The organism is Saccharothrix obliqua, from assembly GCF_019375475.1.
Classification (GTDB): Bacteria; Actinomycetota; Actinomycetes; order Mycobacteriales; family Pseudonocardiaceae; genus Actinosynnema; species Actinosynnema obliqua.
Window position 1 is genome coordinate 35,732 of sequence record NZ_JAHXGQ010000012.1, and the last position, 23,800, is coordinate 59,531.

At 72.1% G+C, this 23,800-nt stretch carries 25 protein-coding genes; 12 read left to right on the forward strand and 13 right to left on the reverse strand.

All coding sequences use genetic code 11. The features are described from left to right. From KZQ38_RS30075 to KZQ38_RS30095, 5 genes are all read left to right on the forward strand, one after another. The gene (locus tag KZQ38_RS30075) at nt 1-444 is read left to right on the forward strand and encodes an ester cyclase (protein ID WP_219446788.1); all 444 of its coding nucleotides are present in this window, start codon (nt 1-3) and stop codon (nt 442-444) included. Between the two features lie 75 nt (nt 445-519). After that, entirely contained in the window at nt 520-900 is a 381-nt protein-coding gene (locus KZQ38_RS30080; protein ID WP_219446790.1) for a VOC family protein, read from the forward strand. Nucleotides 901-907: 7 nt separating this feature from the next. Beyond that, a complete protein-coding gene (locus KZQ38_RS30085) occupies nt 908-1,276 on the forward strand; it encodes an ArsR/SmtB family transcription factor (RefSeq protein ID WP_219446792.1) in 369 nt (122 codons plus the stop codon). Continuing rightward, on the forward strand, nt 1,273-2,244 hold the full coding sequence (locus KZQ38_RS30090; RefSeq protein WP_219446798.1) for an ATP-binding cassette domain-containing protein: 972 nt from the start codon (nt 1,273-1,275) through the stop codon (nt 2,242-2,244). The genes KZQ38_RS30085 and KZQ38_RS30090 overlap by 4 nt, the downstream gene beginning before the upstream one ends. Next, entirely contained in the window at nt 2,241-3,050 is an 810-nt protein-coding gene (locus tag KZQ38_RS30095; RefSeq protein WP_219446800.1) for an ABC transporter permease, read from the forward strand. Before KZQ38_RS30090 ends, KZQ38_RS30095 begins: the two co-directional genes overlap by 4 nt. A 24-nt stretch (nt 3,051-3,074) precedes the next feature. Here the strand turns inward: KZQ38_RS30095 and KZQ38_RS30100 are convergent, their stop codons facing one another. From KZQ38_RS30100 to KZQ38_RS30110, 3 genes are all read right to left on the reverse strand, one after another. After that, nucleotides 3,075-4,133, reverse strand: coding sequence for a methyltransferase (locus KZQ38_RS30100; protein WP_219446802.1), 1,059 nt, complete (start codon nt 4,131-4,133; stop codon nt 3,075-3,077). A gap of 34 nt (nt 4,134-4,167) precedes the next feature. Beyond that, nucleotides 4,168-4,635, reverse strand: coding sequence for an SRPBCC family protein (locus KZQ38_RS30105; protein WP_308258662.1), 468 nt, complete (start codon nt 4,633-4,635; stop codon nt 4,168-4,170). Between the two features lie 75 nt (nt 4,636-4,710). Next, nucleotides 4,711-5,706 carry a Rieske 2Fe-2S domain-containing protein gene (locus KZQ38_RS30110; protein ID WP_219446804.1) on the reverse strand — a complete coding sequence of 332 codons (996 nt, stop codon included), beginning with the start codon at nt 5,704-5,706 and terminating at the stop codon, nt 4,711-4,713. Nucleotides 5,707-5,886: 180 nt separating this feature from the next. Between KZQ38_RS30110 and KZQ38_RS30115 the strand changes: the two genes are divergently transcribed. Further along, complete coding sequence (locus tag KZQ38_RS30115; protein ID WP_308258663.1) at nt 5,887-6,336, forward strand: Rrf2 family transcriptional regulator; 450 nt, start codon at nt 5,887-5,889, stop codon at nt 6,334-6,336. Nucleotides 6,337-6,410: 74 nt separating this feature from the next. Next, a complete protein-coding gene (locus tag KZQ38_RS30120; protein WP_219446806.1) occupies nt 6,411-7,844 on the forward strand; it encodes an MFS transporter in 1,434 nt (477 codons plus the stop codon). An 82-nt stretch (nt 7,845-7,926) separates the two neighbouring features. Here KZQ38_RS30120 and KZQ38_RS30125 read toward each other — a convergent pair whose 3' ends face one another. The 5 genes from KZQ38_RS30125 to KZQ38_RS30145 form a co-directional block, all read right to left on the reverse strand. After that, nucleotides 7,927-8,556 (reverse strand): response regulator, encoded by a 630-nt coding sequence (locus KZQ38_RS30125; RefSeq protein WP_219446808.1) that lies wholly within the window; start codon nt 8,554-8,556, stop codon nt 7,927-7,929. Then, a complete protein-coding gene (locus KZQ38_RS30130; protein ID WP_219446810.1) occupies nt 8,553-9,824 on the reverse strand; it encodes a sensor histidine kinase in 1,272 nt (423 codons plus the stop codon). The genes KZQ38_RS30125 and KZQ38_RS30130 overlap by 4 nt, the downstream gene beginning before the upstream one ends. Nucleotides 9,825-9,828: 4 nt before the next feature. Further along, the gene (locus KZQ38_RS30135; protein WP_219446812.1) at nt 9,829-10,569 is read right to left on the reverse strand and encodes an ABC transporter permease; all 741 of its coding nucleotides are present in this window, start codon (nt 10,567-10,569) and stop codon (nt 9,829-9,831) included. A gap of 10 nt (nt 10,570-10,579) precedes the next feature. Continuing rightward, entirely contained in the window at nt 10,580-11,488 is a 909-nt protein-coding gene (locus KZQ38_RS30140) for an ABC transporter ATP-binding protein (RefSeq protein ID WP_219446817.1), read from the reverse strand. 81 nt (nt 11,489-11,569) lie between these two features. Then, nucleotides 11,570-12,430, reverse strand: a complete 861-nt coding sequence (locus KZQ38_RS30145; RefSeq protein ID WP_219446818.1) for a hypothetical protein — start codon at nt 12,428-12,430, stop codon at nt 11,570-11,572. A gap of 247 nt (nt 12,431-12,677) precedes the next feature. Here KZQ38_RS30145 and rox point away from each other — a divergent pair, with 247 nt between their 5' ends. After that, nucleotides 12,678-14,111 carry a rifampin monooxygenase gene (gene rox / locus KZQ38_RS30150; RefSeq protein ID WP_219446819.1) on the forward strand — a complete coding sequence of 478 codons (1,434 nt, stop codon included), beginning with the start codon at nt 12,678-12,680 and terminating at the stop codon, nt 14,109-14,111. On the opposite strand, the gene KZQ38_RS30155 is transcribed toward rox, so the two are convergent. The 3 genes from KZQ38_RS30155 to KZQ38_RS30165 are packed head-to-tail and all read right to left on the reverse strand — an operon-like array spanning nt 14,092 to nt 17,026. Beyond that, the gene (locus KZQ38_RS30155; protein ID WP_219446820.1) at nt 14,092-14,784 is read right to left on the reverse strand and encodes a (2Fe-2S)-binding protein; all 693 of its coding nucleotides are present in this window, start codon (nt 14,782-14,784) and stop codon (nt 14,092-14,094) included. The genes rox and KZQ38_RS30155 overlap by 20 nt on opposite strands. Then, nucleotides 14,784-15,962 (reverse strand): ATP-grasp domain-containing protein, encoded by a 1,179-nt coding sequence (locus KZQ38_RS30160; RefSeq protein WP_219446821.1) that lies wholly within the window; start codon nt 15,960-15,962, stop codon nt 14,784-14,786. The genes KZQ38_RS30155 and KZQ38_RS30160 overlap by 1 nt, the downstream gene beginning before the upstream one ends. After that, on the reverse strand, nt 15,959-17,026 hold the full coding sequence (locus tag KZQ38_RS30165) for a cysteine synthase family protein (protein WP_308258664.1): 1,068 nt from the start codon (nt 17,024-17,026) through the stop codon (nt 15,959-15,961). Before KZQ38_RS30165 ends, KZQ38_RS30160 begins: the two co-directional genes overlap by 4 nt. A 159-nt stretch (nt 17,027-17,185) precedes the next feature. On the opposite strand from KZQ38_RS30165, the gene KZQ38_RS30170 reads away from it, so the two are divergent. Then, complete coding sequence (locus KZQ38_RS30170; protein WP_308258665.1) at nt 17,186-18,346, forward strand: MFS transporter; 1,161 nt, start codon at nt 17,186-17,188, stop codon at nt 18,344-18,346. Here the strand turns inward: KZQ38_RS30170 and KZQ38_RS30175 are convergent. Then, entirely contained in the window at nt 18,318-19,067 is a 750-nt protein-coding gene (locus KZQ38_RS30175; protein ID WP_219446827.1) for a class I SAM-dependent DNA methyltransferase, read from the reverse strand. The two genes, KZQ38_RS30170 and KZQ38_RS30175, sit on opposite strands and share 29 nt — an antisense overlap. 491 nt (nt 19,068-19,558) lie before the next feature. Between KZQ38_RS30175 and KZQ38_RS30180 the strand changes: the two genes are divergently transcribed. Genes KZQ38_RS30180 through KZQ38_RS30190 form a run of 3 tightly spaced genes read left to right on the forward strand, consistent with a single transcriptional unit; the run spans nt 19,559 to nt 22,940 of the window. After that, a complete protein-coding gene (locus tag KZQ38_RS30180) occupies nt 19,559-20,656 on the forward strand; it encodes a FecCD family ABC transporter permease (protein ID WP_219446829.1) in 1,098 nt (365 codons plus the stop codon). Next, entirely contained in the window at nt 20,656-21,717 is a 1,062-nt protein-coding gene (locus KZQ38_RS30185) for an ABC transporter ATP-binding protein (protein WP_219446831.1), read from the forward strand. Before KZQ38_RS30180 ends, KZQ38_RS30185 begins: the two co-directional genes overlap by 1 nt. Before the next feature lie 23 nt (nt 21,718-21,740). After that, nucleotides 21,741-22,940 (forward strand): ABC transporter substrate-binding protein, encoded by a 1,200-nt coding sequence (locus KZQ38_RS30190; protein WP_219446833.1) that lies wholly within the window; start codon nt 21,741-21,743, stop codon nt 22,938-22,940. Nucleotides 22,941-22,944: 4 nt separating this feature from the next. Here KZQ38_RS30190 and KZQ38_RS30195 read toward each other — a convergent pair whose 3' ends face one another. Continuing rightward, on the reverse strand, nt 22,945-23,682 hold the full coding sequence (locus KZQ38_RS30195) for a class I SAM-dependent methyltransferase (RefSeq protein WP_219446834.1): 738 nt from the start codon (nt 23,680-23,682) through the stop codon (nt 22,945-22,947). Between the last annotated feature and the right edge of the window lie 118 nt (nt 23,683-23,800).

Sequence of the window (23,800 nt, forward strand, 5' to 3'; positions counted from 1 at the left end):
GTGGACCGCAAGCGGCGTTACGAGCGGGTGGTGCGCCGGTTCCGCGGCGCGGTGCTGTTCCGGCAGGACTTCGACGTGCTCCGGGAAGTGCTGGCGGACGACTTCGTCGACCACTTCGCGCCGCCGTGGGACCCGCCCGGCCGGCCCGGCGTGGAGCACCGGTTCCACCAGGCCGCCGCGGCGCTGACCACCAGGCGGGTGGAGGTGCTGGTGTCGGTGTGCGAGGGCGACGTGCTGGCGCAGGCCATCGAGCTGCACTTCGAGCACACCGGCGAGTTCCTGGGCATCGCGCCGACGGGCACGCGGTTCGTGATCGGGGGGTCGAACACGTTCCGGTTCGAGGGCGACCGGATCGCCGAGCACTGGGGCGTGTTCGACGTCGCGAAGATCCCGGACCTGCTGGCGGGCGGCGGCGGCTGGTCGGCGATGTGGGAGAACCGGTAGTCGTCACGCAGCGTTGCGTAGGAAACTTCCTACGCCGGGTTGATGCGTAGGCAGCTCCCTACGTATCATGTCCGCATGGAGATCACTCGAATCAAGCGCGTGTCGGTGCCGGTGTCCGACCAGGACCGGGCCAAGGACTTCTACACCTCGGCCCTGGGGTTCAAGCTGCTGCTCGAACTGCCGGTGCCGATGGGCGACAACGCCCGCTGGATCGAGGTCGCGCCCGACGGCGGGGAGACCAGCTTCATCCTCGGCACCTGGTTCGAGGGCATGACTCCCGGCAACCTCTTCGGGCTGATGCTGGAGACCGAGGACATCGCCGCCGACGCCGACGCGCTGCGCTCGTCGGGCGTCGAGGTGGAGGGGCCGTTCGACACCCCGTTCGGCACGCAGGCCACCTTCTCCGACCCCGACGGCAACGCGTTCGTGCTGGTGCAGCGGCAGGAGGCCGGATGATGTGCCCATGACGGACGTGATCGACGGGGTGTTCGCGGCACTGGCCAACTCGACGCGGCGGGCGTTGCTGGCGCGGCTCCTCGAAGAGGGTGACCAGCCGGTGCAGCGCCTGGCCGCGCACTTCGACATGGCGCGGCCCAGCGTGTCCGAGCACCTGAAGGTGCTCAAGGACGCGGGACTGGTCTCCGGCCGCCGGCGTGGCCGGCAGCAGATCTACCGGCTGGAGCACGAGGCGATGGCGTCCATCCGGGATTGGCTCGCCCCCTACGAGCTGTTCTGGCGGGACAAGCTCGCCGCGATGAGCGCGGTGCTGGACGAAGAGGCCCGTGCGGAGGAAGAGGAGCAGACCCGCGTGGAACGAGAGGAACCCGAATGACCCCCACGATCGAGGCCGTGGGCGTGCGCAAGCGGTTCGGCGAGGTGACGGCGCTCGACGGGCTCGACATCGTCGCCGAACCGGGCCAGGTCGTCGCGCTGCTCGGGCCCAACGGGGCGGGCAAGACCACCTTCGTCCGGGCCGTGGCGACGTTGCTGCGGCCCGACAGCGGCGCGTTGCGGGTCGCCGGCGTGGACGCCGTGGCCGACCCGCGGCGCGTCCGCCGGCTGATCGGCCTGGCCGGGCAGTTCGCCGCCGTCGAGGGCGCCATGACCGGTCGGGAGAACCTGGACATGGTGGCCCGGCTGTTCGGCCTCGACCGGCGCGCCGCCCGTGCCGCCGCCGACCGCGTGCTCCGCCAACTGGGCCTGGAGGAGCACGGCGACCGGCTGGTGCGCACCTACTCGGGAGGGCTGCGCAGGCGGCTCGACCTCGGGGCGAGCCTGGTCGGCACGCCCCGCGTGCTGCTGCTCGACGAACCCACCACGGGCCTGGACCCCCGCAGCCGGATCGAGCTGTGGTCGGTGATCCGCGAGCTGGTCGAGCAGGGCACGGACATGCTGCTCACCACCCAGTACCTCAACGAGGCCGACGAGCTGGCCGACCTGATCGCCATCGTCGACCGCGGCCGGGTCGTCGCGGCCGGCAGCCCGCGCGAGCTGAAGGCCCGTGCGGGTCGCGACGTCGTGGAGGTCCACGTGCACGACCGGGAGTCGGTGGCCGCCGCCGCACGCGTCCTGGCCCCGCTGGGCGTGGGCGAACCCCGCGCCGACGCCGCGACCCGGCTGGTGTCGATCGCCGTCGACAGCGGTTCCGAGCGCCTGCTGGAGAGCGTGCGCGCGTTGGCCGAGCAGGAGGTGGCCGTGGAGGACATCGCGTTGCGGCGACCGACCCTGGACGAGGTGTTCCTGGCCCTGACCGGGACGTCCGCCGCCCGACCCGAGGACGAGAAGGTGACCAGCCCGTGACCGCCGCCGTCGTGCAGGCCCCGCCCGGGGCGGGAGTGCTCAGCTCGCTGTCCGCGGTGGCCAAGCGCAGCCTGCTCAAGTACCGCCGCACGCCGCAGGTGCTGTTCGTCAGCGCCGTGCAGGGCGTCGCGTTCATGCTGATCTTCCGCTACGCCTTCGGCGGCGCCATCGAGAGCGGCACGCTGTCCTATGTGGACTACCTCGTGCCCGGTGTGGCCACGGCGGGTGTCCTGTTCTCCGGCGGCGTGTCCGCGGTCGGCATCGCGGAGGACGCGGGCCAGGGGCTGTACGACCGCCTCAAGTCGTTGCCCATGGCGCACACCGCGATCCTCGGCGGTCGGGTGCTGGCGGACACGGTGCTCGTGGCGTGGTGCCTGCTGGCCGCGACGCTGACGGCCTTCCTCATCGGCTTCCGCGTGCACACGAACTTCTTCGCCGGGCTGGCGGCCTTCGGCGTGGTGGTCCTGTTCGGGATGGCGTTCGTCTGGGTCTTCGTGGCCCTCGGCCTGCTGTCCGCGGCCAACCCGCAAGCCGCGCAGGGCCTGGGTTTCCTCGTGCTGCCGCTGAGCTTCGCGTCGAGCGCCTACGTGCCCGTGCACACCATGCCCGACTGGCTCCGCGCGATCGCCGAGCACCAGCCGGTGACCGTCGCGGTGAACGCGGCGCGCACCCTGACCCAGGGCGCGCCCGCCGAGGCGCTGGCCGGTGGCACGGCGGGTCACTTCACCCTGCTCGCCGTCCTCTGGAGCATCGGCATCTCGGTGGTGTTCGGCGGCATCGCGGTGGCCCGCATCCGCAAGCGCTGAACCGCCGGTCGAGTTCGACTGACACTACCGGGTGAATTCCGCGGCGCGGATCTCGTACAGCGTGTTGAACGTCGGGATCGGGTGGGCCAGGGTGCGCACCCCGCCCAGCCCGGCCGCGCCGCACGCCGCGCGCAGCACGGGTTCCGGCAGCCCCATCATGCCCCACGCCTCACCGCCTGCCGCCTGCGCGATCGGCACGGAGTAGAGCGCGCTCGTGGCGTAGAACAACGTCGCCGCCGGGCCCGTGTTGTCCGCCGGGTCGGCCGCGCAGTCCGTCTCCAGCAGCAGGAAGACCCCGTCCGGTCCGATCGCCCGCGCCACCGCGCGCAACGTGGCCGTGAGGTCCAGCGCGTCGTGCAGCACGTCCAGCGCCAGCACCAGCACGCACCCGCCGTCCAGCTCGGACGGGTCGCCGTGGACGAACCGCACCCGGTCGGCCAACCCGGCCGCCGCCGCGGCGGAGCGCGCGGTCGCGACGTTGGCCGCGACCCGGTCGTACCCGACGAACTCGCACCTCGGGAACGCCCGCGCCAGCAGCACCAGCGCCCGCCCGTCCCCGCTCGCGAGGTGGGCCACCCGCCCGCCGCGCCCGAGCCGGTCGGCCAGCCCCGGCACGGCCGGCACCCACTGCGCCACCAGCATCTTCTCCAGCCACAGACCGGCCATCCGGTGCATCGTCGCGAACAGCTCCGCCGGGTAGTCCTCGACCGGCACGCCCGCGCCCGTGCGGAACCCGGCCACCACCCGGTCCAGCACGCCGCCCAGCGCCGGCAGCAGCCGGGCCACGCCGCCCAGGTAGAACGGGGACTCCTCGTACGCCAGCAGCGCCGCGTGCTCCGGCGGCAACGCGAACCGGTCACCGTCCCGGGTGACGAAATCGGCGCTCGCCAGGGCGTGCAGCCACTCCCGCGCCGACCGCTCGTCCACCGCGCCGTGCCGGGCCAGGTCGGCCGCCGTCAGCGGACCCCGTTCGGCCAGGACGCGGAAGAGCCCCAGCCGGTCCCCGATGGCGCACATCGCGCACACCGAGGCGTCGCCGACCACGGCCAGGAACCGGTCCAGGAACTGCTCAGCGGTCGCCATGCCGCCGACGCTACGAGCCGCCGGTTCACGGTACTTATCGCATGTTGCGGTGTTCCCCGCCGGCCGCCTGGTCGACCACGGCGCCGAGCTTGCGCAGCACGCCGACCCACCCGCCGCCGAGGATGCGGCGGGACAACCGGTGCACCGGGTTGTGCTCGTCGAACCCGTCGTGCGCCAGGAACAACCGGGTGCCCCGGCCCTCCGGCTCCAACCGCCACGTCACCGTCGACCGCAGGCGGTTGTCGTCGCCGGGGTCGTCCCAGCTGATCCGCAGCATCCGCTCGACCTCGTAGGCCAGCACCTCGCAGTGGACGGTGCCGCCGAACCGGACCGCCGGGATCGCCTCACCCCGGAACGTGAACCGCCGGCCGACCTCCAGCGCGAAGTCGTTGGGCATCAGCCACCGCGCGAGCAACTCCGGGTCCGTGAGCACCCGCCACACCCGGTGCGGGGGGTGGGGCAGGAACTGGTCCAGGTTGATCGTCCGCGGGTTCTCGGTCACCCATCGCCCCGTCCGCCGGTGGAGTCTCGCGCGCGGACATCCTAGCGAGACCCGTGGAGCGGGCAGGTCGAGCCGTCACGAGAGGAAGTCGGCGGACGGGTGAGCGCGGGGGATGCCGTTGAGGTAGTCGAGGAAACCACGCAGCGTTTCGTCACTCTCCGTGAGCAGTCCCGGTCGGTAGTGAATGGTGCTCAGCACGGCCGCGTCGTCGTCCAGCAGGCTCATCATCACGCCCGTCGCGGTGTCCAGGAACCGCTGTGCCTCGTCATCGTCGTCGCCGCGGACCGTGCCGCAGATGAACGTCGAGACGGACTCCTGCGGTCGAGGCAGGCCCACACCCGTGATCCAGCAGAACCAGCGCCCGTCCAGCGTGCCGGTCTGCCAGTAGATGTTGGTGCCGTGGATGTCCGCCCGCACCCGGAAGTCCGCGCCGTCCCGCAGGCGCAGGTCGAGGTCGCAGCCCATCGAGTGCGCGGTCCGCCGGACCGTGGTGCTCGGGTCGGTCAGCAGCCCGAACTCGTGCTGCTGCGAGAAGTGTTGCAGGTCGAGGGTCTGCGCGGTGATGACCCACGGGTCCGAGGGCAGCGACCGGGGGAACGCCGACGCGCGCAGCACCAGGCGGTCCGCCGGGTGCGGCAGGTCCGGCAGCTCGAACAGGGGCCGCAGCCCGTTGAACGCCCACACCACCCCGTACTTCTCCGCGGTGGGGAAGCGGAACAGCCGCGCCCCCTCGGGCACCGGGTCGCCGATGCCGGTGCCGGTGCACCGCCCGTCCACGTCGTAGCTCCAGTGGTGGAACCGGCACCGCAGCCGGTCGTCCACGACCTCGCCGACGGACAGGTCCGCGCCGACGTGGACGCAGTAGGCGCTCAACACCTGGGCCCGCCCACCGGGTCCGCGGAACACGACGACCCGGCCGCCGAGGAAGTCCACCCCGACGGGCTTGCCGCCGGTCAACTCGTCCGACAGGCAGATCGGGTACCAGGTCTGGCTGAACAGCCCGTCCGCGCCCTCCGCCGGCGGAGGGGTGACGAGCCGGCGGCGCGGCGCGGATTCGTCGGGGAGGCTCATCGTCGGTCCAATCAGGACGGATTGCGGTGCCGTCCCCCCATGTTAGGCACACCGCCCGTTGTTCGACCCTTGCTCCGCAACCTGCGAGAAAACCGGTCGGGCCGCGCGTCGTTGACACGCTCCTCGAACTGCCACTAGCTTGGTTGCGGTTTGGTCCCCGGAGATGAGACGGGTGCGGTCGTGGGTGTCAGCAGCAGGAGCGCGGTCGCGATCCACGCGCTCACGATGCTCGCGCGGTGGAACGGGAAGTCGTTGACCTCGGCGGAGATCGCCGACAGCCTGGCGAGCAACCCGGTCCTGGTGCGGCGCATCCTCGGCAGCCTGCGCGTGGCGGGGCTGGTCTGGTCCGCGGAGGGGCGCAACGGGGGCTGGTCGTTGGCGCGCCCGGCGGCGGAGATCACGCTGCACGACGCGTATGCCGCCGTGGAGGACGGCCCGGTGTTGTCCCGGCACCCGCACCCGCCGAGTGCGGAGTGCGAGGTGGGGCGCAACATCCAGGGCCTGCTGGAGGACGAGTTCCAGGCAGCGGAACGGGCCATGGCGGAGCGGTTGGGGCGCACGACGATCGCCGACCTGGTCCGCCGGGTGCTGGAGGCCGAGCGCCGGTTGCCGGTGCCGCACCGCCGCTGAGTCGGGGCAGCGGGGGCGTCACCTTCTGCGGCCCTAAATGTAACCACGGTGGTAGCAGTAAACTGGAGGGTGTCATGGCTGCGACGACAACGACCGGGCGGACCGCGTTACCGGCCCTGGTGCCGGCCGCGATGCTGACCGCGGTCACGGCCGGCGACATGGTCAACCTGGTGCTCCCGGACATCGGTGCGCGCTTCGACGCCACCGAGGCCGAACTGGCCTGGGTGGTCACCGGTTTCCTGCTGGTGTTCTCCGTCGGCATCCCGCTCTACGGGCGCGTTTCCGACCGGTTCAGCCTGCGGCGCCTGTTCGCCTCCGCGTTGCTGGCGTTCGCGGTCGGCAGCGCGGTCTGCGCGCTCGCGCCGAGCCTGCTCGTGCTGGTGGCGGGCCGCGTCGTCACGGGGATCGGCGCCGCGGCCATCCCCGTGCTGTCGATCATCGCCGTGACCCGCCTGATGCCCGCCGACCAGCGCGGCGCGGGTATCGGTGTGGTCTCCGCCGGCGCGGGCGTCGGCACCGCCGCCGGTCCCGCCGTGGGCGGGCTGGTCGGCCAACTGCTCGGCTGGCCCGCGTTGTTCTGGATCACGCTCGTGATGTCGTTGGTGCTGGTGCCCGTGGCACTGCGAGTGCTCCCGGACGAAGCACCGGCGGCGAGCGGCCCGATCGACATGCTCGGCGGCGTGCTGCTGGCCCTGGGCGCGGGCTTGGTGCTGCTCGGCATGACGCGCGCGCAGGTCGCCGGCTTCGCCGAGCCCTCGGCGTGGGGCAGCCTCCTCGCCGCGGTGGTGGCGCTGTTCTTGTTCGGGTGGCGTGCTTTCCGCGTCGAGCACCCCTTCGTCCCGCCCGCGTTGTTCGCCAACCGCACCTACCGCACCGGCCTGCTGATCGCGTTCCCGGCCATGGTCGTCAACCTCGGCGGCCTGGTGTTCGTGGCGCTGCTGGTGGTCGAGGTCAACGGCCTCACGCCGGGGCGAGGCGCGCTGGCCATGATCCCGGCAGGCGTCGCCGTCGCCGTGCTGTCACCCCTGATCGGCCGCCTTCCCGACCACATCGGCCGCCGCACCCTGGTGCTCACCGGCCTGGCGTTGATGGGACTGTTCGCGTTGTACCTGTCCACCTTCACCGGCAGTGCCTCACCGATCCCGGCAGGCATCGGCATCCTCGGCCTCAGCATCGGCTTCGCCCTGGTGATGACGACCCTCGTCAACTCCGCGGCGGCCGAACTGCCCGCCGAACAAGCCGGCACGGGCCTGGGCATCCTCCAGGGCGTCCAGTTCCTCGGCGCGGCCACCGGTCCGGCCGTCTTCGGCGTCCTGGTGTCCGCGCGGGGGCAGAGCGGGGCGGGGGCCGTCAACCCGTTCCACAGCGGACCGGAGGGCGCGGCGTACTCCGACGTGTTCCTGACCATGGCGGTGGTCGTGGTCGTCACGTTGGTCATCGCATCGCGGTTGCGTCCGACGACAGACGTGCGCCCAGGCAAGGACGTGGCACGTAATCGTGGCGATTGAGGGACTCGGCGCTGCGGGCAAGACGACGTGGTGCCGTCGGCACGCGGGCAACGGCCCTGCCCCGGCGCACCGGCTGAGCGGATCAGTCCCGGGGTGTCAGGTAGCCACGCGAGAACGCGGCGGCCACGGCGGCGGCGCGGTCGTTCACGCCCAGTTTCGCGTACGCGTGCAGCAGATGCGTCTTGACGGTCGCCTCGCTGATGAAGAGCTGCCGCGCCGCCTCGCGGTTGGTGGAGCCACGCGCGATCAGCTCCAGCACCTCCAACTCCCGCTGCGACAACTGCCCCGAGGCGGGCCTGCGCATCTGGCCCATGAGCCGCGTCGCGACGGCGGGGGAGAGGACCGCCTGCCCGCGTGCGGCGGCCTCCACCGCGCGGAACAGCTCCTCGCGTGGCGCGTCCTTCAGCAGGTAACCGGTCGCGCCCGCCTCGATCGCGGGCAGCACGTCGGAATCCGTGTCGTACGTGGTGAGCACCAGCACGCGGGCCGGCACACCGCGCCGCGCCAGCTCCTTGATCGCGGTGACGCCGTCCGTCCGCGGCATTCGCAGGTCCATGAGGATCACGTCGGGCCGCAGCTCCTCGGCGACGGCGATGGCCTCGGCGCCGTCACCCGCCTCACCGATCACCTCGAAGCGCGGGTCGGCGCTGAACATGCCCCGCAACCCGTCACGCACCACGGGGTGGTCGTCGACGATCACCAACCCGATCACGGCGCGCCTCCGGCCGGGATGGCCGGCACCGTCGCCGAGATCGCGGTGCCACCGCCCGGTTCCGACTCGATCTCCAGCCGCCCGGCGAGCCGCTGCACGCGGTGCCGCATGGCGGCCAACCCGTACCCGCCGGTCGCGGAACCGTTGACGCGCCTGGTGTTGGGGTCGAACCCGACGCCGTCGTCCCGCACGTCGAGCGTCACCAGGTCGTCCATGTACGACAGGGTCAAGCCGACCCGACCCGCCTTCGCGTGCTTGGCCACGTTCGCGAGGGCTTCCTGCGCCGCCCGCAGCAACGTCACCTCCACGTCGGCGTGCATGGGCCGGGGCACACCGGTGGTGGTGAGCACCGCGTCGACCTCGTGGACCTCCGCCCAACGCCTCGTCACGTCGCTGATCGCGTCCGGCAGCCTGGCCTCGGCGAGCACCGACGGCTCCACCGCGTGCACGGTCCGGCGCGCCTCGGTGAGGCTTTCCCGGGCCAGGTCCATCGCGTTGGTCACGTGCCGGCGCAACGCCGCGGGCTCGTCCGCGGTCTGCTCGGCGGCCTGGAGCTGGGCCAGGATGCCGGCCAGGCCCTGGGCCAGCGTGTCGTGGATCTCCCGCGCCATCCGCTGCCGCTCGTCCAGCACACCGGCTTCCCTGGCCTGCACCACGAGCTGGGCGTGCAGGCCCGCGTTCTCCACCAACGCCTCCTCCAGCCTGCGGTTGGCCTCGTGCAGCTCGGCGAGCGCCTGCTTCTGCCGGTCGTTGCGCAGGTCGGCCATCTCGGCGAGGTGGGAGAACCCCGCCGCCAGCACCGTGTTGACCAAGCCGAGCAGCGGCCAGGCCCACCACAGGTCCTCCGCCCGGATGTTCTCCCACCCGCCCAGGTACGCCATCGCCGCGACCATCGCGGTCGCGGCGACGCCGACGTACCGCCAGCGGCCTTTCAGGTAGTAGAACGCCTGGGGGTAACCGACGAAGGCGAAGAAGCCGTGCCAGGGCGTGAGCGCGACGAGGCCGAAGGCGAGCGCGATCAACCCGGCGTAGTACAACGCCGTCAACGAGCCGTTCCCGTGCCACTCCGGGTGGCACGTGTGGAACACGAGCAGCCAGACCGCGGCGGCGAGCGTGAGCCCGAGCACGGCCGGCTGGTTCGGGGTCGGCTGCGCCAACGTGATGGCGGTGCCGATGCCGAGGAGGAGGTAGGGCAGGGCCTGGAAGACGGCGGTCTCCCGGCGCTCCCAGCGGTGGAACTCCTCCCGCAGCTCGGCCTCGGTGCTCACGACTTCACTCCCAGCGGAAGTACCGCGCGGCCGACCCGCCGGCCACGACCGCCCATCCCAGCATGACGACCACGTGCAGCGGCTGGGGCCAGTGCCCGGCGGTGGCGTCGGACAATGATTGCACGCCCGCGCCCAGCGGGGTGAAGTCGCTGATGGTGCGCAGGACGTCGTTCATCGTCTCGCGCGGGGCCCACAGGCCGCCGAAGAACAGGAACGGGAAGAACAGCAGCGACCCGATCGCGCCGGCGCTCTTGCCGTTCGACGCGACCGAGGCGACGAACAGGCCGACGGCGAACATCGCCAACGCGCACAGCAGGTACCCGAGCAGGTACGCGGGCACCTGCCTGGGCAGGCTCACGTTGAACGCCAACCGCGCGATCGCCAGCACGACGACCATCACCGCGATGGACATGAGCGTGCTCATCAGCAGTTGTGCGCCGAGCATCACCGCGGGCTTGACCGGCGTGGTCCGCATCCGCCGCAGAACACCCTTCTCGCGGTAGGTCGCGAATCCCTGCGGCAGGCTGCTGACGGCGAACATGGTGATGGCCATCGCGATGACGACCGGCGCGTACAGGTCGATCACCCGGGCGCCGCCCAGCGTCTCGTCGGGTTCGCGGAACGCCGGGATCGCGCCGAGGATCACGAGCAGGAGCGGTGGGAACGCGAGCGTGAAGAACACGCTCATCGGCTCGCGGAAGAACAGCTTCGCCTCGGTGGCGGTGAGCCTGGTCAGGGCGGACATGGTGGTCTCCTCAGGCGTCGAAGGGGCGGCCGGTGAGCGCGACGAACGCGTCGTCCAGCGAGGTCTGCTCGACCCGCAGGTCGCCGGCGACGACCTGGTGGCGGGCGAGCGCGGTGGTCACGGCGAGCAGCACGTTGCCGCGGCCGGTGACGACGAGCTGACCGCCGGCCCGCTCGACGGCGGTCACCTCCGGCAACGCGGTCAGCACCGCGTGGTCGATCGGCGCGGACGGCCGGAACCGGATGCGCTGGCGGTCGTCCACCCTGGCCACCAGGCCGGCGGGCGTGTCGAGCGCGACGACCCGGCCCGCGTCGATCAGGGCGAGCCGGTCGCAAAGCCGTTCAGCCTCTTCCATGAAGTGCGTGACCAGCAGGATCGTGACGCCGCGCGCGCGGATGCCCTCGATGAGTTCCCACGTGTCCCGGCGGGTCTGCGGGTCGAGGCCGGTGGTCAGCTCGTCCAGCACCGCGACCTTCGGGTCGCCGACCAGCGCGAGCGCGATCGACAGCCGCTGCTTCTGCCCGCCGGACAGCTTCCGGAACTGCGTGCCGAGCTTGTCGGTCAGGCGCAACGCCTCGATCAGCTCACGCCAGTCGGTCGGGTTGCCGTAGAAGGAGCTGAACAGCTCCATCGCCTCGCCGACTTCCAGCTTGTCGGGCAGCTCGCTCTCCTGGAGCTGGGCGCCGAGGAGCCGCCGCAGCGCCGCCTCGTCACGCCGGGGGTCGAGGCCGCCCACGCGGATCGTGCCGCCGTCCGGCGAGCGCAACCCCTCGATGCACTCGACGGTCGTGGTCTTGCCCGCCCCGTTCGGCCCCAGGATGCCGAAGATCTCGCCCTGCTCCACGGTGAAGCCGACCCCGTCCACCGCGGTGTGGTCGCCGTACCGCTTGACGAGGTCGGTTACCTCGATGATCGCCATGCCAAGAGCGTGCCGCGCGGGAGGGGTGCGCCGAATCGACCGCGCGGCCGGCTTCGCGACGGGCCGCGGTGGATGAGGGCATCAACCGATCGGTTGATCCCCGGCCAACTCCGCCAGTCCCCGGCGGTCGAGCAGGTCGAGCCGCTGCCCGTCCGCCGCGTCGGAGCGCTTGACCAGACCCCGGCGCTCCAGGTGGCCCAGCGTCTTGCGCAGCTTCTCGGTCGCCAGGGAACCCTTGCCCTTGGCCGCGAACTCGGTCTTCTGCTCCGCCGCGAGCATCGGCGCGACCGCCTTCTTCCAGGCGGGCAGCAGGTCCGCGCGCGGTACGGACGTCGCGTCGCCCGCGGTGTCCAGGACGATCGCGGCCAGCACCCGCGCGAACTCGTCCTGCGCCTCCGCCCGGCGCTGCACCAGGTCCTCCACCGAGGCACGGCCCCCGCCGTCGGGTGCGTCCAGTGTGGACAGCCGCTCCCACAACGCCTGGTCCGCCGCGGTGGGCTCGTAGCCGGCGGCGAGGACGGCGGTCCGGTGCTCGTCGATCGCGGAACCCAGCGCGAGCACCAGGTCCGCCAGCTCGTCGCGGACGTCGTCGCCGCGCAGCCGGCGGGCGGCCTGGCCGATCGACCGGTACTGCTCGCGCAGCAGCGTCTCGAAGTGGGCCGTCTTCGAGGCCCGCGTGGCGTCCTCGGCGGCGTCGCGCCGGTACTCCTCCTGGGTGATCTCGCCGGAGAGCGCCCGTGCCCGCGCCGTCGCCCGCGCGGCCATGCGGTGCTTCCGCGCCACCGCGATCCGGTCGAGCATCGCCCGCATCACCCGGTCGGTCTGCTCGACGTGCGCGTCGGAGGCGAGCATCTGCCACGCCTCGGGCTCACGGCCGCGCAGCGCGGCGTTGATGTAGTGGTAGGCGGCGGAATCGTCGTCGGGCCCGTAGGGCAGTGTCACGTGTTGTTCCTCGGTAGGTGGGTGTCCGGGTGCCCGCGAGGGCGCGGGGCCGGGTACCAGGGTGCCTGAGCGGCCGCGCACGCGCAGCCGAGGTGGCGCAGGACACGCGCATTCGCGAAGGTATTCCGAAAAGGGCAGGGAACTCCTGCCACTTTCAACATATAGCGCACCGGGGGTCTTGCGGCAAGGCCCCGGTGGTGCCGCACAATCTGCGGCCGAAGTCCGTACCAGGGGAAATCGGGTATTCATGTTCGACGTGATCATTGCCGGCGCCGGGCCGACCGGCTTGGTGCTGGCCGGCGAGTTGCGGTTGCGCGGTGTGCGCGTGCTGGTCCTGGAGAAGGAGGCGGAGCCGAACAAGGTGGTCCGCGCGCTCGGGCTGCACGTGCGCAGCATCGAGTTGATGGACCAGCGCGGCCTGCTCGACCGGCTCGACGCACTGGGCACGCGGCACCCGCTCGGTGGTTTCTTCGCCGGGATCGTCAAACCGGTGCCGGACCGGTTGGACACCGCCCACCCGTACGTCCTGGGCATACCGCAGCCCGCCGTCGAACGCGTGTTGACCGAGCACGTGACCGCGTTGGGCGCGGAAATCCGCCGTGGTCGTGAAGTGGTCGGATTGAGCCAGGACGACCGCGGGGTGACGGTCGAAGTGGCCGACGGCACCCGGCTGGGCGCCCGCTACCTGGTCGGCTGTGACGGTGGCCGCAGCGCGGTGCGCAAGCTGCTGGGCGTGGCCTTCCCCGGTGAGCCCGCCAAGCGCGAGTGGCTGCTGGGCGAGATGGCGGTGGGCGTGCTGCCGGACGAGGTGGCCGCCGTCATGGCCGAGGTCCGCGCGACCGAGAAGCGGTTCGGCATCGGCCCCTTCGGCGAGGAGGGGGTGTACCGCGTCGTCGTGCCCGCGGAGGGCGTGGTCGGTGATCGCACGCCGCCGACCCTCGACGAGGTCAAGGACCGGCTGCGGGCGGTCACCGGCACCGATTTCGGCGTCCACACGCCGCGTTGGCTGTCCCGTTTCGGCGACGGCACCCGGCAGGCCGAGCGTTACCGGGTCGGCCGGGTGCTGCTGGCCGGCGACGCGGCGCACGTCCACCCGCCGATGGGCGGCCAGGGGCTCAACCTGGGTGTCCAGGACGCGTTCAACCTGGGCTGGAAGCTGGCGGCGTGCGTCCTCGGCCAGGCGCCGGAGGGGCTGCTGGACAGCTACCACGCCGAACGGCACCCGGTGGGCGCCGACGTGCTCGACACCACCCGCGCGCAGAGCGAGCTGATGTCCACCGAACCGGGGCCGCGGGCGGTGCGCCGGCTGCTGTCGGAGCTGATGGACTTCGCGGAGGTGAACCGGCACCTGGTCGAGAAGATCACCGCGATCGGTGTCCGCTACGACTTCGGCGGGGGACCCGACCTGCTCGGCCGCCGGTTGCGGGACCTGGAACTCAAGGGCGGTCGCCTCTACGAGCGGATGCGTGCCGGACGCGGGGTGCTGCTCGACCGGACCGGCGGGCTCTCCGTCGCGGGTTGGGCGGATCGGGTGGACCACGTGGTCGACGCCGACGCGGAGCTGGACGTGCCCGCGGCGCTGCTGCGGCCGGACGGCCACGTGGCGTGGGTCGGCGACGACCAGCGGGACCTGCTCGCCCACCTGCCGCGCTGGTTCGGCGTCAGTGCTCCGCGTGCCTGACGACGGCCGCGCCGACGAGCGGGCAGGCGCGGCACGTGTGGCCGGTGGGCGTGCGGTAGAACAGGCAGCAGCTGCGGCGGGTGCCGTCGGGTGACAGCCTGTCCCGCAACGCCGGCGAGGCCAGCAGGCGGTCGCCGAGGTCGCCGAAATCGGTCGGCAGCCGCCGCATGGCGCTGCGCACGGCCGCGGCGGCGTTGCCCCACAGCAACCCGTCGGCGACCTTGGCGACGGCACGCAGCTCGGCGTGGAACGGCGTCAGGCAACGGTCGACCACGGCACGCAGCAGCAGCGGCGCGGGGTCGCCGGTGGTCGTCCAGCCGACCGGTTCGGGCAGGGACACCCGCACGGTGGCGTCCTCGTCCACCCGGAACCGCAGCCGCACCAGGTCCGGCACGACACCGCCGGCGGCGAGCGCGCCGAGGGCGACCGACCAGGACCGGGCCGCCACCAGGAACTGGAGGGTCGAGGCGGCCACGCGTTCCTCCACCGCGTCGAACCACGCGCCGACCACGCGCACGGCCTCGGCCAGGGCGTCGTGGTCGTGCCGGAACGAGCCCGCGCCGTCCTCCTCGACGACGCAGGACGGGCTGAGCGCCGCCGCCGCGGCGAAGGCGGCGGTGACCGCGGCGGGATCGGCGCGCCGGGTCGGTCCCGGTTCCGGGGCGGAGGACATCACCGCGCCCCGACCACCGGCGTGATGCCGCCCGCGGCGGCCTGCGCGCGGTGCAGGGCCAACTCGGCGGTCGGGCCCTCGGCGAGCACGATCCCGGTGCAGGAGCGTTGATCGGTCAGGTGCTCCAGCACGTCACCGGGCCGCGCGGTGGGGTACCACTCGGGGTTGCCGGGCAGGTCGGCGAGCCGCGCCAACCCGGTCCACCCCTCCAGCACCCCGGCCGCACGCGGGTAGAGCGCCACGAAACCCGTCGCGACGCCGCACGCGGTACCGCCGTCGAGCAGGCCGGGGCGCGTGCCGAGGGAGACCTGCACCATCGCGTCGTAGACGTTGGTGCGCAACGCCCGGCACAGGGCTTCGCCGACGAGGGCGCCGCCGATGCGGGCGTTGACCTCGACCACCTCCGGTCCGCGCGCGGTGAGGACGAACTCGGTGTGGGCGAAGCCCTGCTCGTGCCCGGCCGCCGCCAGCACCCGCGTGATCCAGCGGTCCAGGGCCGTCAGGTCGTCGTCGGGGAAGGCGACCGGGAACGCCGACGCCTCCTCGCGGCGCGCGGGTTCGGGCGACAGGACCCGGCTGAGCACACCGAGCAGCCGGGTCTCGCCCCGCCACGTGATCGTCTCGGCGCTGTAGAGGGGACCTTCGAAGTACGGTTCGGCGACGAGCGTCCCCTTGAGCGCGGTGGCCGCGGCCTCCGCCAGCGCGGCGTCGCGCTCGGCCGGTGTGCGCGCGAGCCACACCGCCCGGGAGGAGGTGCCCGCGGAATCCTTGAGCACCAAGGGGAAGACGTCCGCGGTCGCCGGGTCGAGCGGACCGCTGCGACTCAGCCCGCACGCGTGCAGCCGCGCCCGGACAGCGGCCTTGTCGCGGAGCACGCGCACCGCCTCCGGTGACGGACCGGGCAGGCCGAGGCGTTGTGCCAACTCGGCTCCCGGCACGGCCCAGGTGTCGGTGGAGCTGATCAACCCGGCCACGTCGGGCAGGTCGCGCACGACCTCCTCGCACGCGGTGACGTCGGTGGTGTCGACGTCCACCACGCGCGGACCGCCCCGGGCGAGTTCGTGGGCGTAGATCGAGCGGTCGCCGGTGAGCAGCACCAGGTCGTGCCCGGCGTCGCTCGCGGCGGCGGTGAGGCGGCCGAGTCCGAACGTGAGGGCTTCCAGCAGTACGACGGTCACGGCACGAGGTCCTTCTCCTGGGTGTGGACGGGAACGCCGCGCTCGTACGACCGCCGCGCCCAGTCGATCGCCGCCCACGGCGGGGAAAGCTCCGCCAACGACGTGATCTCCACGGGTTTCAGCAACGCGGGGTCGAGGGCTTCCCGGTGGCGGGTGAAAACGCGTTCGGTGTAGCGGTGTCCGGTGTCCGCGCCGATGACCACGTGCGTGCGCAACGGTTCCCGTGCGGCCTCCCACTTCGCCGCCAGGTATGCCGCGCCGGTGGACAGCCCGGCGAACACGGCGTGCTCGCGCATCAGGTCGATGGTCGCGGCCATGGCGTGCTGGAAGTCCATCCAGTGGATGCGGTCGTAGAGTTCGTGGTGGACGTTGTCGAAGTGGATGGCGCTGCCGATGCCGGCGATGATGGCGTCGGGGTCGGTGAAGTGCTCGCTGCCGAAGGTGACGCTGCCGAACGGCTGGACGCCCACCAGCGCGACCGACGGGTCGTGCCGGCGCAGCGACCGCGCCAGCCCGCCGGTGGAGGCCCCGGTGCCGACGCTGCCGACGACGGTCAGCGGCTCGCCGGGCAGCGCCGCGCGCAGCAGGTCGGCCAGTTCCGCGTAGCCGAGGTGGTGCACCGGGTCGTGGTACTGGCGCATCCAGTGCAGGTCGGGTCGGCGGGCGAGCAGTTCGCGGACGCGTGCGACCCGCCGGTTCTGGTCCAGGTGCAGGTCGTCGGACGGCGGCATCTGGTCCACCGTCACGCCCAGGATCTCCAACTGGGCGCGCATGGTGTCGTTGACCGTCGTGGAAGCCACGATGTGGCAGTGCAGTCCGTGGCGGTGACAGGCCATCGCCAGGGCCAGGGCGTAGATGCCGCTGGAGCTGTCGACCACCGTCTGACCGGGCCGCAGCACGCCGGTGTCGAGCAGGTGGCGCACCGCGCCGAGCGCGGCGTACACCTTCAGCGTCTCGAACCTGATCAGCACGGTGTTGGGTGACAGCCGCACGAGGGAGGGTGTTTTGATGGCGTCGGTGATGTGCTCGTGGACCGCCGGTGTCGCGGCGTTGTGGTCGCGCACGATCCTCACCTCCGCGTCGGCCGGGCGTCTCCAGCCCTACTGGTCGTCGGCGGGGCGGTGTCGGTTCCCGAGCCGGTGGAATCGGTGCGGGAACTTCCCCCCGCCGTGGGACGACCAGTGCTGCGGCGGTCTGGTGCCGGATGGGCGGAGGCGTTGACTGTGTTCACCGGTGCCCGTGCCGCGTTGTTGGTGAGCGGGTGCCTGGTCAACGTCGGCACGTTCGCGGTGTACCCGTACCTGGCCGTCCTGCTGCGTGACCGGTTGGGCGTCGGGATGGCGCAGGTCGGCGTGGTGCTCGGGTTGGCGACGCTGGTGCAGTTCGCGAGCGCCCCGTTCACCGCGGCGCTCGCCGAGCGGATCGGTCTCAAGCGCTGCCTGGCACTGGCGACGGTGCTCTACGGCGCAGGTGCGGTCACCTACCTGGTCGGGGCGGACGACCCGGTGCTGACGGTGCTCGCGTTGTTCGTGAGCAGCGGGGCGGGATCGCTGTACTCGCCCGCCTACCGCGCCTACCTGGTGCAGTCGGCGACCCCCGGACAACGCCCGCGGCTGGTGTCGGCCGGGAACGCGGCGGGCAGTCTGGGCATCGCCCTCGGGCCGGTGGTGGGCGCGTTGTTCCTGGCCGAGCCGGACCTGTTGTTCACGGCGAACACCGTGCTCTACGGCGTTCTCGCGGTCGGGCACCTGTCGTTGCGGCGGGAGCGGGACGTGGACCGGGTCGCGGTCGAACCGTTCCGGCGCGTGTTGCGGGGGCTGGCCGGGCTGCCGTTCGCCGTCACCGCGCTGACCCAGTACCTCTACATGCACTTCTACCAGTACCTGTCGAGCTTCGCGGAAGGTCGCGTGCCCACGGCGGCCTACGGGTTGGTCATGATGGGCTACTCGCTCGGCGTTGTCGTGGTCCAACCCCTTGCGGCGCGGTGGGTCGGGCGTCTGCGTTATCCCGTGGCGATGGGGATCGGGTTCCCGTGCATGGGGTTGGGGATGGTCGCCTTCGCCGGTGGTGGGATCGTCGCGTTCGCGGTTGGTGCGGTGGCGATGAGCGTGGGCACCGCCGTGCTGCTGCTCAAGAACGACCTGGAGGCGTTGGCCGGGTCGCGGCGGTCGGCGACGGTGACCTTCGGCCAGCAGCGGTTGGCGGCCGGCGTGGGGTCGTTGTTCAGCGGCGTGGTCGGTGGTGCGGTGTACGGGCTTTTCGAGGAGGTGGGGGCGTTGCCCGGCTTCTGGCTGGCGGCAGCCGTTCAGTGCCTCCTGCTCCCGCCGCTGGTGCTGGCGGCGGCGCGCCGGGTGGCTAGGTCGAGGGCTTCTCGTACACGGTGATGTAGTTGCCCTCGCCGCGGAACGGTTCACGGCCCCAGCCGCCCCACCGGTACCGGCGTTCGAGTCCCGCCAAGCGGGCCATCAGGTCGAGTTCGGTGGGCCAGGCGTAACGCATGAACGCCGGTGCCAGCTTGGTGCCCTCGCCGGTGATCAGCACGTGGTGGCCCTCGAAGCGTTGTTCCACCGGGTCGTGGCGGACGGCGACGACCCGTACGCGGTCGATCCCCACCTGGTAGGTCTCCAGGGTTTGGTTGCGCTCGTAGCGGGCGACGTCGGGCATGGGGCACTCGATCACGAACCGGCCGCCGGGGAGCAGGCGCTCGGCGACGTTGGCGAAGCAGCGGATCTGCTGCTCCTGGTCGGGGAGGAAGAAGAAGGTCGAGAACACGACGAACACCATCGCGAACAGGTCGTCGGTGCCGGGGTCGACGTCGACCATGTCACCGATGACAACCGGAATCCGCTCCCCGCCGGGCTTGGCACGCATCCGCGCCACCATCGCCGGTGAGGCGTCCACCCCACGCAACTCCACACCCGCCTCCGCGAGCGGGATGGTCACCCGGCCCGTGCCCACGGCAAGCTCGAACACCGGTCCGGCCGGCCCCTCGCTGATCAGTTCGACCAAACCACGCACCGCCTCGGTGGGATCGTGGGCGGCGTGCCACTCGTCGTAGACGTCGACGTTCAGCTCACCGTAGGTCTCCGGTCCCAGGTCCCTCATCGAACTCCTCCCGGCAGCCGAGCGGTCGGCAACGGCCCGCGACACCGCGGCACACCACCACAGGTCGGCCGGCCCGGCAGGGAGGTTCCCCCCCAAGCCGAAACTTTCAGGGAGCCTGCCTGATAGATCCTCGGCGCAGAACTTTCAGGAAGCCTGCCTGATAGTTCCCCGGCCCGGATCTATCAGGAAGCCTGCCTGATAGTTGTCGGGGCCGGGGTGCCTGCCTGCTGGGGGTCGGGGCCGGAGGGCTCGAGGGCTCGCCTGGCGGTGTCGGGACCCGGGGGCGCGGGGCTCGTGATGGTTGCCCGGTCTCGATCTTTCAGGCAGCCTCCCTGAAAGATCCCGCGACGCGGAACGTCCGGGGAGCCCGGCCGAGAGTTCCGCGTCTTGCGGCCGCTGTTCGGCTGATTCCGTGCGATCACGGGAACTCCGGGCCGGTGTCTGACGACTCCTACGGTGGTGGCCCCGCATCGGCCCTCGGGAGGAACAGGGTGTCGGTTAGTGGCACGGACGTCGAAGACGTGGTCCGGCGGACCGCACCGGCGGTGAGCAGGCGGCGCGTCGGGTACGTGACGGCGTTGTTCGCGGTGCTGGTCCTGCTGTCGCTGGGCGCGGTCGTGGTGTTGCTCGCGCAGGGCTCGATCGCCGTCCCGATCGGCGACGTGGTGGGCGTCCTGACCGGTCAGGACGTGGACTCCGCGGTCCACCGCACGATCGTGCTGGACGCGCGGCTGCCGAAGGTCGTCGCCGGTCTGCTGGCCGGGGCCGCCCTCGCGGTCGGCGGGGCGCAGATGCAGACCCTGTTCCGCAACCCGCTGGCCGACCCGTTCGTGCTCGGCGTCAGCTCCGGCGCGATCCTCGGCGCCGCCATCGTCATCCTCGGCACCAGCGGGGTCGGTTGGTTGTCGGGGCTGGGCGTGGTGAGCCAGCTGGGCGTGACCGGCGCGGCCGTCGCGGGCGCCGCCGGGGTGCTGCTGATCGCGCTGGGCATCGCCCGCCGGGTGGGCGACCCGGTGGTGGTCCTGGTGGTGGGCGTGATGCTCGGCTACCTGGCCGGTGCGGTGGTGGACATGCTGGTCTACTACACCGACCCGGACCGGTTGCAGGCGTTGGCCACCTTCACCCGCGGCTCGGTGCGCAACGTGACCTGGAACGAGTTGCAGGTCATCGCGGTGTCCTGCGCCGTGGTCCTGGGGCTGTCGGTGTTCCTGGCCCAGCCGCTCAACGCGCTGCTGCTCGGCGACCGGTACGCCGGCAGCCTGGGCGTCAACGTCCGCCGGGTGCGCTTCCTGTCCCTGGCCGGGGTGGCGGTGCTGTCGGGCATCACCACCGCCTACTGCGGGGCCATCGGGTTCGTCGGGCTCGCCGCGCCGCACCTGGCCCGCGGGTTGCTGCGCACGGCCGACCACCGGCTGGTGCTGCCGGCGAGCGCGTTGATCGGCGCGGTGATCGTGCTGGTGGCCGAGTACGTCGCCGGTGGGAACGGGCTGACGCGGACCTCGCTGCCGCTGAACTCGGTGACGGCCTTCGTCGGCGCGCCGGTGATCCTGTGGGTGCTGCTGTCCGGCCGTGCGCGGAGGAGTGCGTGATGACCCCGGTGTCCGAACCGGCGGCCCTGCAAGCGGTGGCGGTGACCGCCGGGTACCCGCGTCGCCGCCGCCACCCGGCCGTCAGCGTGCTGGAGGACGTGCACCTCGCGGCCCGGCCCGGCGAGCTGATCACGTTGATCGGCCCCAACGGCGCGGGCAAGTCGACCCTGCTGCGCACCCTCGTCGGGGCCCAGCCCCCGCTGGCCGGTCACGTCCTGCTCGACGGCCGGGACCTCGCGACCCTGTCGGCCCGCGAGCGCGCCCGGCGGCTGGCGGTCGTGCTGACCGAACCGGTCGACGTCGGGCAGATGAGCGTGGAGGCGGTGGTGGCGCTGGGCCGGATGCCCTACCGCTCCTGGATCGGCCGGGGCACCGGCGACGACCGGCTCGCGGTGGACCGGGCCCTGGTCGACGCGGGTGTCGACGAGTTGCGCCACCGACCGCTGACCGACCTGTCCGACGGCGAGCGGCAACGCGTGATGGTGGCTCGCGCCCTGGCGCAGGAACCGGCGGTCCTCGTGCTGGACGAGCCCACCGCGTTCCTCGACGTCGCCCGCCGCATCGAGCTGGCCGCGATGCTGTCCCGGCTCACCGCCGCCACCGGCGCGGCGATCGTCCTGTCCACGCACGACCTGGGTTTCGCGCTGCGCCGCTCCGACCAGGTGTGGTTGGTGGGCGGCGACGGCTCGGTGACGGCCGGCGCGCCCGAAGACCTCGCGCACGGGGAAGCGATCGCCCGCACCTTCGCCGGGGAGAACATGTCCTTCGACGACGCGGCCGCCACGATCGTCGTCGCCGACGACACCGCGCCGGGCGCGACCGTCCAGGTGGTCGGTGACGGCCGGGCACGCCAGTGGGCCGAGCACGCCGTGCGCCGCGCGGGCTGGACGCCCGTCGCCGGCGAGTGCGGTCGCGTCCTGCGCGTCGAACCGGGCACGCCGTGCCGTTGGCGGGTCGAGGGAACGCGCGTGCCGCACGCGGCGGGCATCAGCTTCGACAGCCTCGTCACCCACCTGCGCGGTCAAGTCGCACCGCGCCCCGAGGACTCGCGAACCGCATGACCGGAGTCAAGGAGAGCACCACCGTGAGAAGACTTGTCGCCTCGGCCGTCGCGCTGCTCCTCGCCGCCACCGGGTGCGGCGCCGCCGGTCCGGGCGACCGGGCCGACGCCGCGGGCTGCGTCACCGACTACGCCGAAGGCCGCGACTACTTCCCGGACAAGAGCACGGTCGTGGAGTCGGAGTTGTGGGACATCAGCTACCACAACTCGTACAAGACGATCACGTTGGCGGACACCGAGAACGTCGGCGGCCCCGACCTGAAGTACGTGCTCTACCAGTGCGGCACACCCCAACCCGAGGCCACCGGGGACCTGGCGGGGGCGTTGTTCGTCCAGGTGCCGGTGACCAACGTCGCGGTCACCTCGTTCAACGCCCTGGCGATGGTCGACCGGCTGGGCAAGAACAACACCATCACGGGCCTGAGCGGGCAACTGCTGGGCAATGCCGCCAAGGACAAGTGGTACGCCGGGGTGGTCGAGGCCGCCGGGAAGCCGGTGTCGATCGGCGAGTACACCGAGCTGGACAAGGAAGCCGTCCTGGGCTTGAAGAACCAGGTCGTCCTCATGTCAGGGTTCGGGAAGGGTTTCGACGACATCAGCACCGCCCGTGCCGCCGGGATGCCCGGCGTGAGCGTGTCCAACCGCCTGGAGCGCCACGCCCTGGCCTCCGCCGAGTGGATCAAAATGGTGGCGGCCTTCTACAACGAGGAAGCCGCCGCGAACGCCGAGTTCGACGGCATCAAGGCCAAGTACGACGAGGTGGTCTCCACCGTCTCCGGCAAGATCGCCGACCGCAAGGCGGGTTACCTCTGCGTCGCCGCCGAACGCGGGTGCGAGTTCTTCCACGGCCACGGCGCGGAAACCCTCGTCGGCCGCCTGCTGACGCAACTGGGCGTGGGCAACGTCTTCGCACCCGACAACCCCGGCCCCAACGGTCAGCCCTACGACTTCGAGAAGGCCGTGGGCACCGCGGCCGACGCCGACTTCTTCATCGTCTACGACCCCATGGCGATGACCCGGGCCACCCTGGACGGCGATCCGCGCACGAAGCAGTTCAAACCCTTCCGGGACAACAACTTCATCGCCGGTGTCGACGAGAACTTCGAGGAGTGCCGCGCGAAGTCCTACGTGGACGTCGACGTGCTCGTCCGCGATTTCGCCATCGGCCTCGCGCCCGACCTGTTCCCCCGCGCCCGGGGCACCTGCTTCGTCCGCGCCTCCTGACCGGTCAGGCCCGCGTGCCCCGGACGATCAGGCGACGGGCGTGGTTGTCGTAGGGGGTGGCGTCGAAGTCGCCGAAGCACTCCACCCCCGTGAACCCGGCCGCCTCGAACAGGCCGCGCAGCTCGGCGGCGCTGTAGAGGGTGGAGTGCAGCGACGTGCGCCGCACCTCGTCGCCGCGGACCCACGTCCAGTCGCTGCGCAGCCGCGTCCAGTCGTCCAGGACGGTGTCGCGCATGTAGACCGTGCCGCCGTCGACGTCCACCGCCTGCGGGCGGCCGACCCAGCCGGCGAAGACCTCCTTGCCCAGCACGTCGACCAGCAGCCGGCCACCCGGTGCGAGACTGGCGTGCGCGTTGCGCAGCACGGCCAGGTTCTCGCCGGGATCGGTGAAGTAGCCGAACGACGTGTACATGTTGACGACCAGGTCGTACGCGCCGGGCTCGACGTGCGCACGCATGTCGGCCTGTACCAGCCGGGCCTCGACCCCGGCCCGTTCGCACGCCGCACGTGCCCGCGCGAGCATCGCCTCGCTGAGGTCGACCCCGGTGACCACCGCGCCGTGGCGGGCCAAGGGCACGACGTGGGTGCCGGGTCCGCACGCCAGGTCCAGCACCCGGTCCCCGGCGGAGACCTTCAACAACGGCGATTCGGCCACCAGGCGTTCCGCCTCCGCCCAGCGGCGGGGCGGGAACATCACGTCGGCGAACCCGACCCACAGGTCGTCGTCCTCGTACCAGCCCATGCCGCTCCAGTCCTCGTGCGGTGCTCGCGTCCTACGAGTCGTCGGCGGACGTCCGCCGGTTCCCGGGGAACTCGCGGCCACCGCACGACGACTACTGGTGGCGACACCGGCGATTGGG

What these genes read in the sequence shown, in the direction of transcription:
- KZQ38_RS30080 (WP_219446790.1), top strand. Translation starts at nt 520, where the DNA reads ATGGAGATCACTCGAATCAAGCGCGTGTCGGTGCCGGTGTCCGACCAG.
- KZQ38_RS30085 (WP_219446792.1), top strand. Translation starts at nt 908, where the DNA reads ATGACGGACGTGATCGACGGGGTGTTCGCGGCACTGGCCAACTCGACG.
- KZQ38_RS30090 (WP_219446798.1), top strand. Translation starts at nt 1,273, where the DNA reads ATGACCCCCACGATCGAGGCCGTGGGCGTGCGCAAGCGGTTCGGCGAG.
- KZQ38_RS30100 (WP_219446802.1), bottom strand. Translation starts at nt 4,133, where the DNA reads ATGGCGACCGCTGAGCAGTTCCTGGACCGGTTCCTGGCCGTGGTCGGC.
- KZQ38_RS30110 (WP_219446804.1), bottom strand. Translation starts at nt 5,706, where the DNA reads ATGAGCCTCCCCGACGAATCCGCGCCGCGCCGCCGGCTCGTCACCCCT.
- KZQ38_RS30120 (WP_219446806.1), top strand. Translation starts at nt 6,411, where the DNA reads ATGGCTGCGACGACAACGACCGGGCGGACCGCGTTACCGGCCCTGGTG.
- KZQ38_RS30135 (WP_219446812.1), bottom strand. Translation starts at nt 10,569, where the DNA reads ATGTCCGCCCTGACCAGGCTCACCGCCACCGAGGCGAAGCTGTTCTTC.
- KZQ38_RS30140 (WP_219446817.1), bottom strand. Translation starts at nt 11,488, where the DNA reads ATGGCGATCATCGAGGTAACCGACCTCGTCAAGCGGTACGGCGACCAC.
- rox (WP_219446819.1), top strand. Translation starts at nt 12,678, where the DNA reads ATGTTCGACGTGATCATTGCCGGCGCCGGGCCGACCGGCTTGGTGCTG.
- KZQ38_RS30155 (WP_219446820.1), bottom strand. Translation starts at nt 14,784, where the DNA reads ATGTCCTCCGCCCCGGAACCGGGACCGACCCGGCGCGCCGATCCCGCC.
- KZQ38_RS30175 (WP_219446827.1), bottom strand. Translation starts at nt 19,067, where the DNA reads ATGAGGGACCTGGGACCGGAGACCTACGGTGAGCTGAACGTCGACGTC.
- KZQ38_RS30185 (WP_219446831.1), top strand. Translation starts at nt 20,656, where the DNA reads ATGACCCCGGTGTCCGAACCGGCGGCCCTGCAAGCGGTGGCGGTGACC.
- KZQ38_RS30195 (WP_219446834.1), bottom strand. Translation starts at nt 23,682, where the DNA reads ATGGGCTGGTACGAGGACGACGACCTGTGGGTCGGGTTCGCCGACGTG.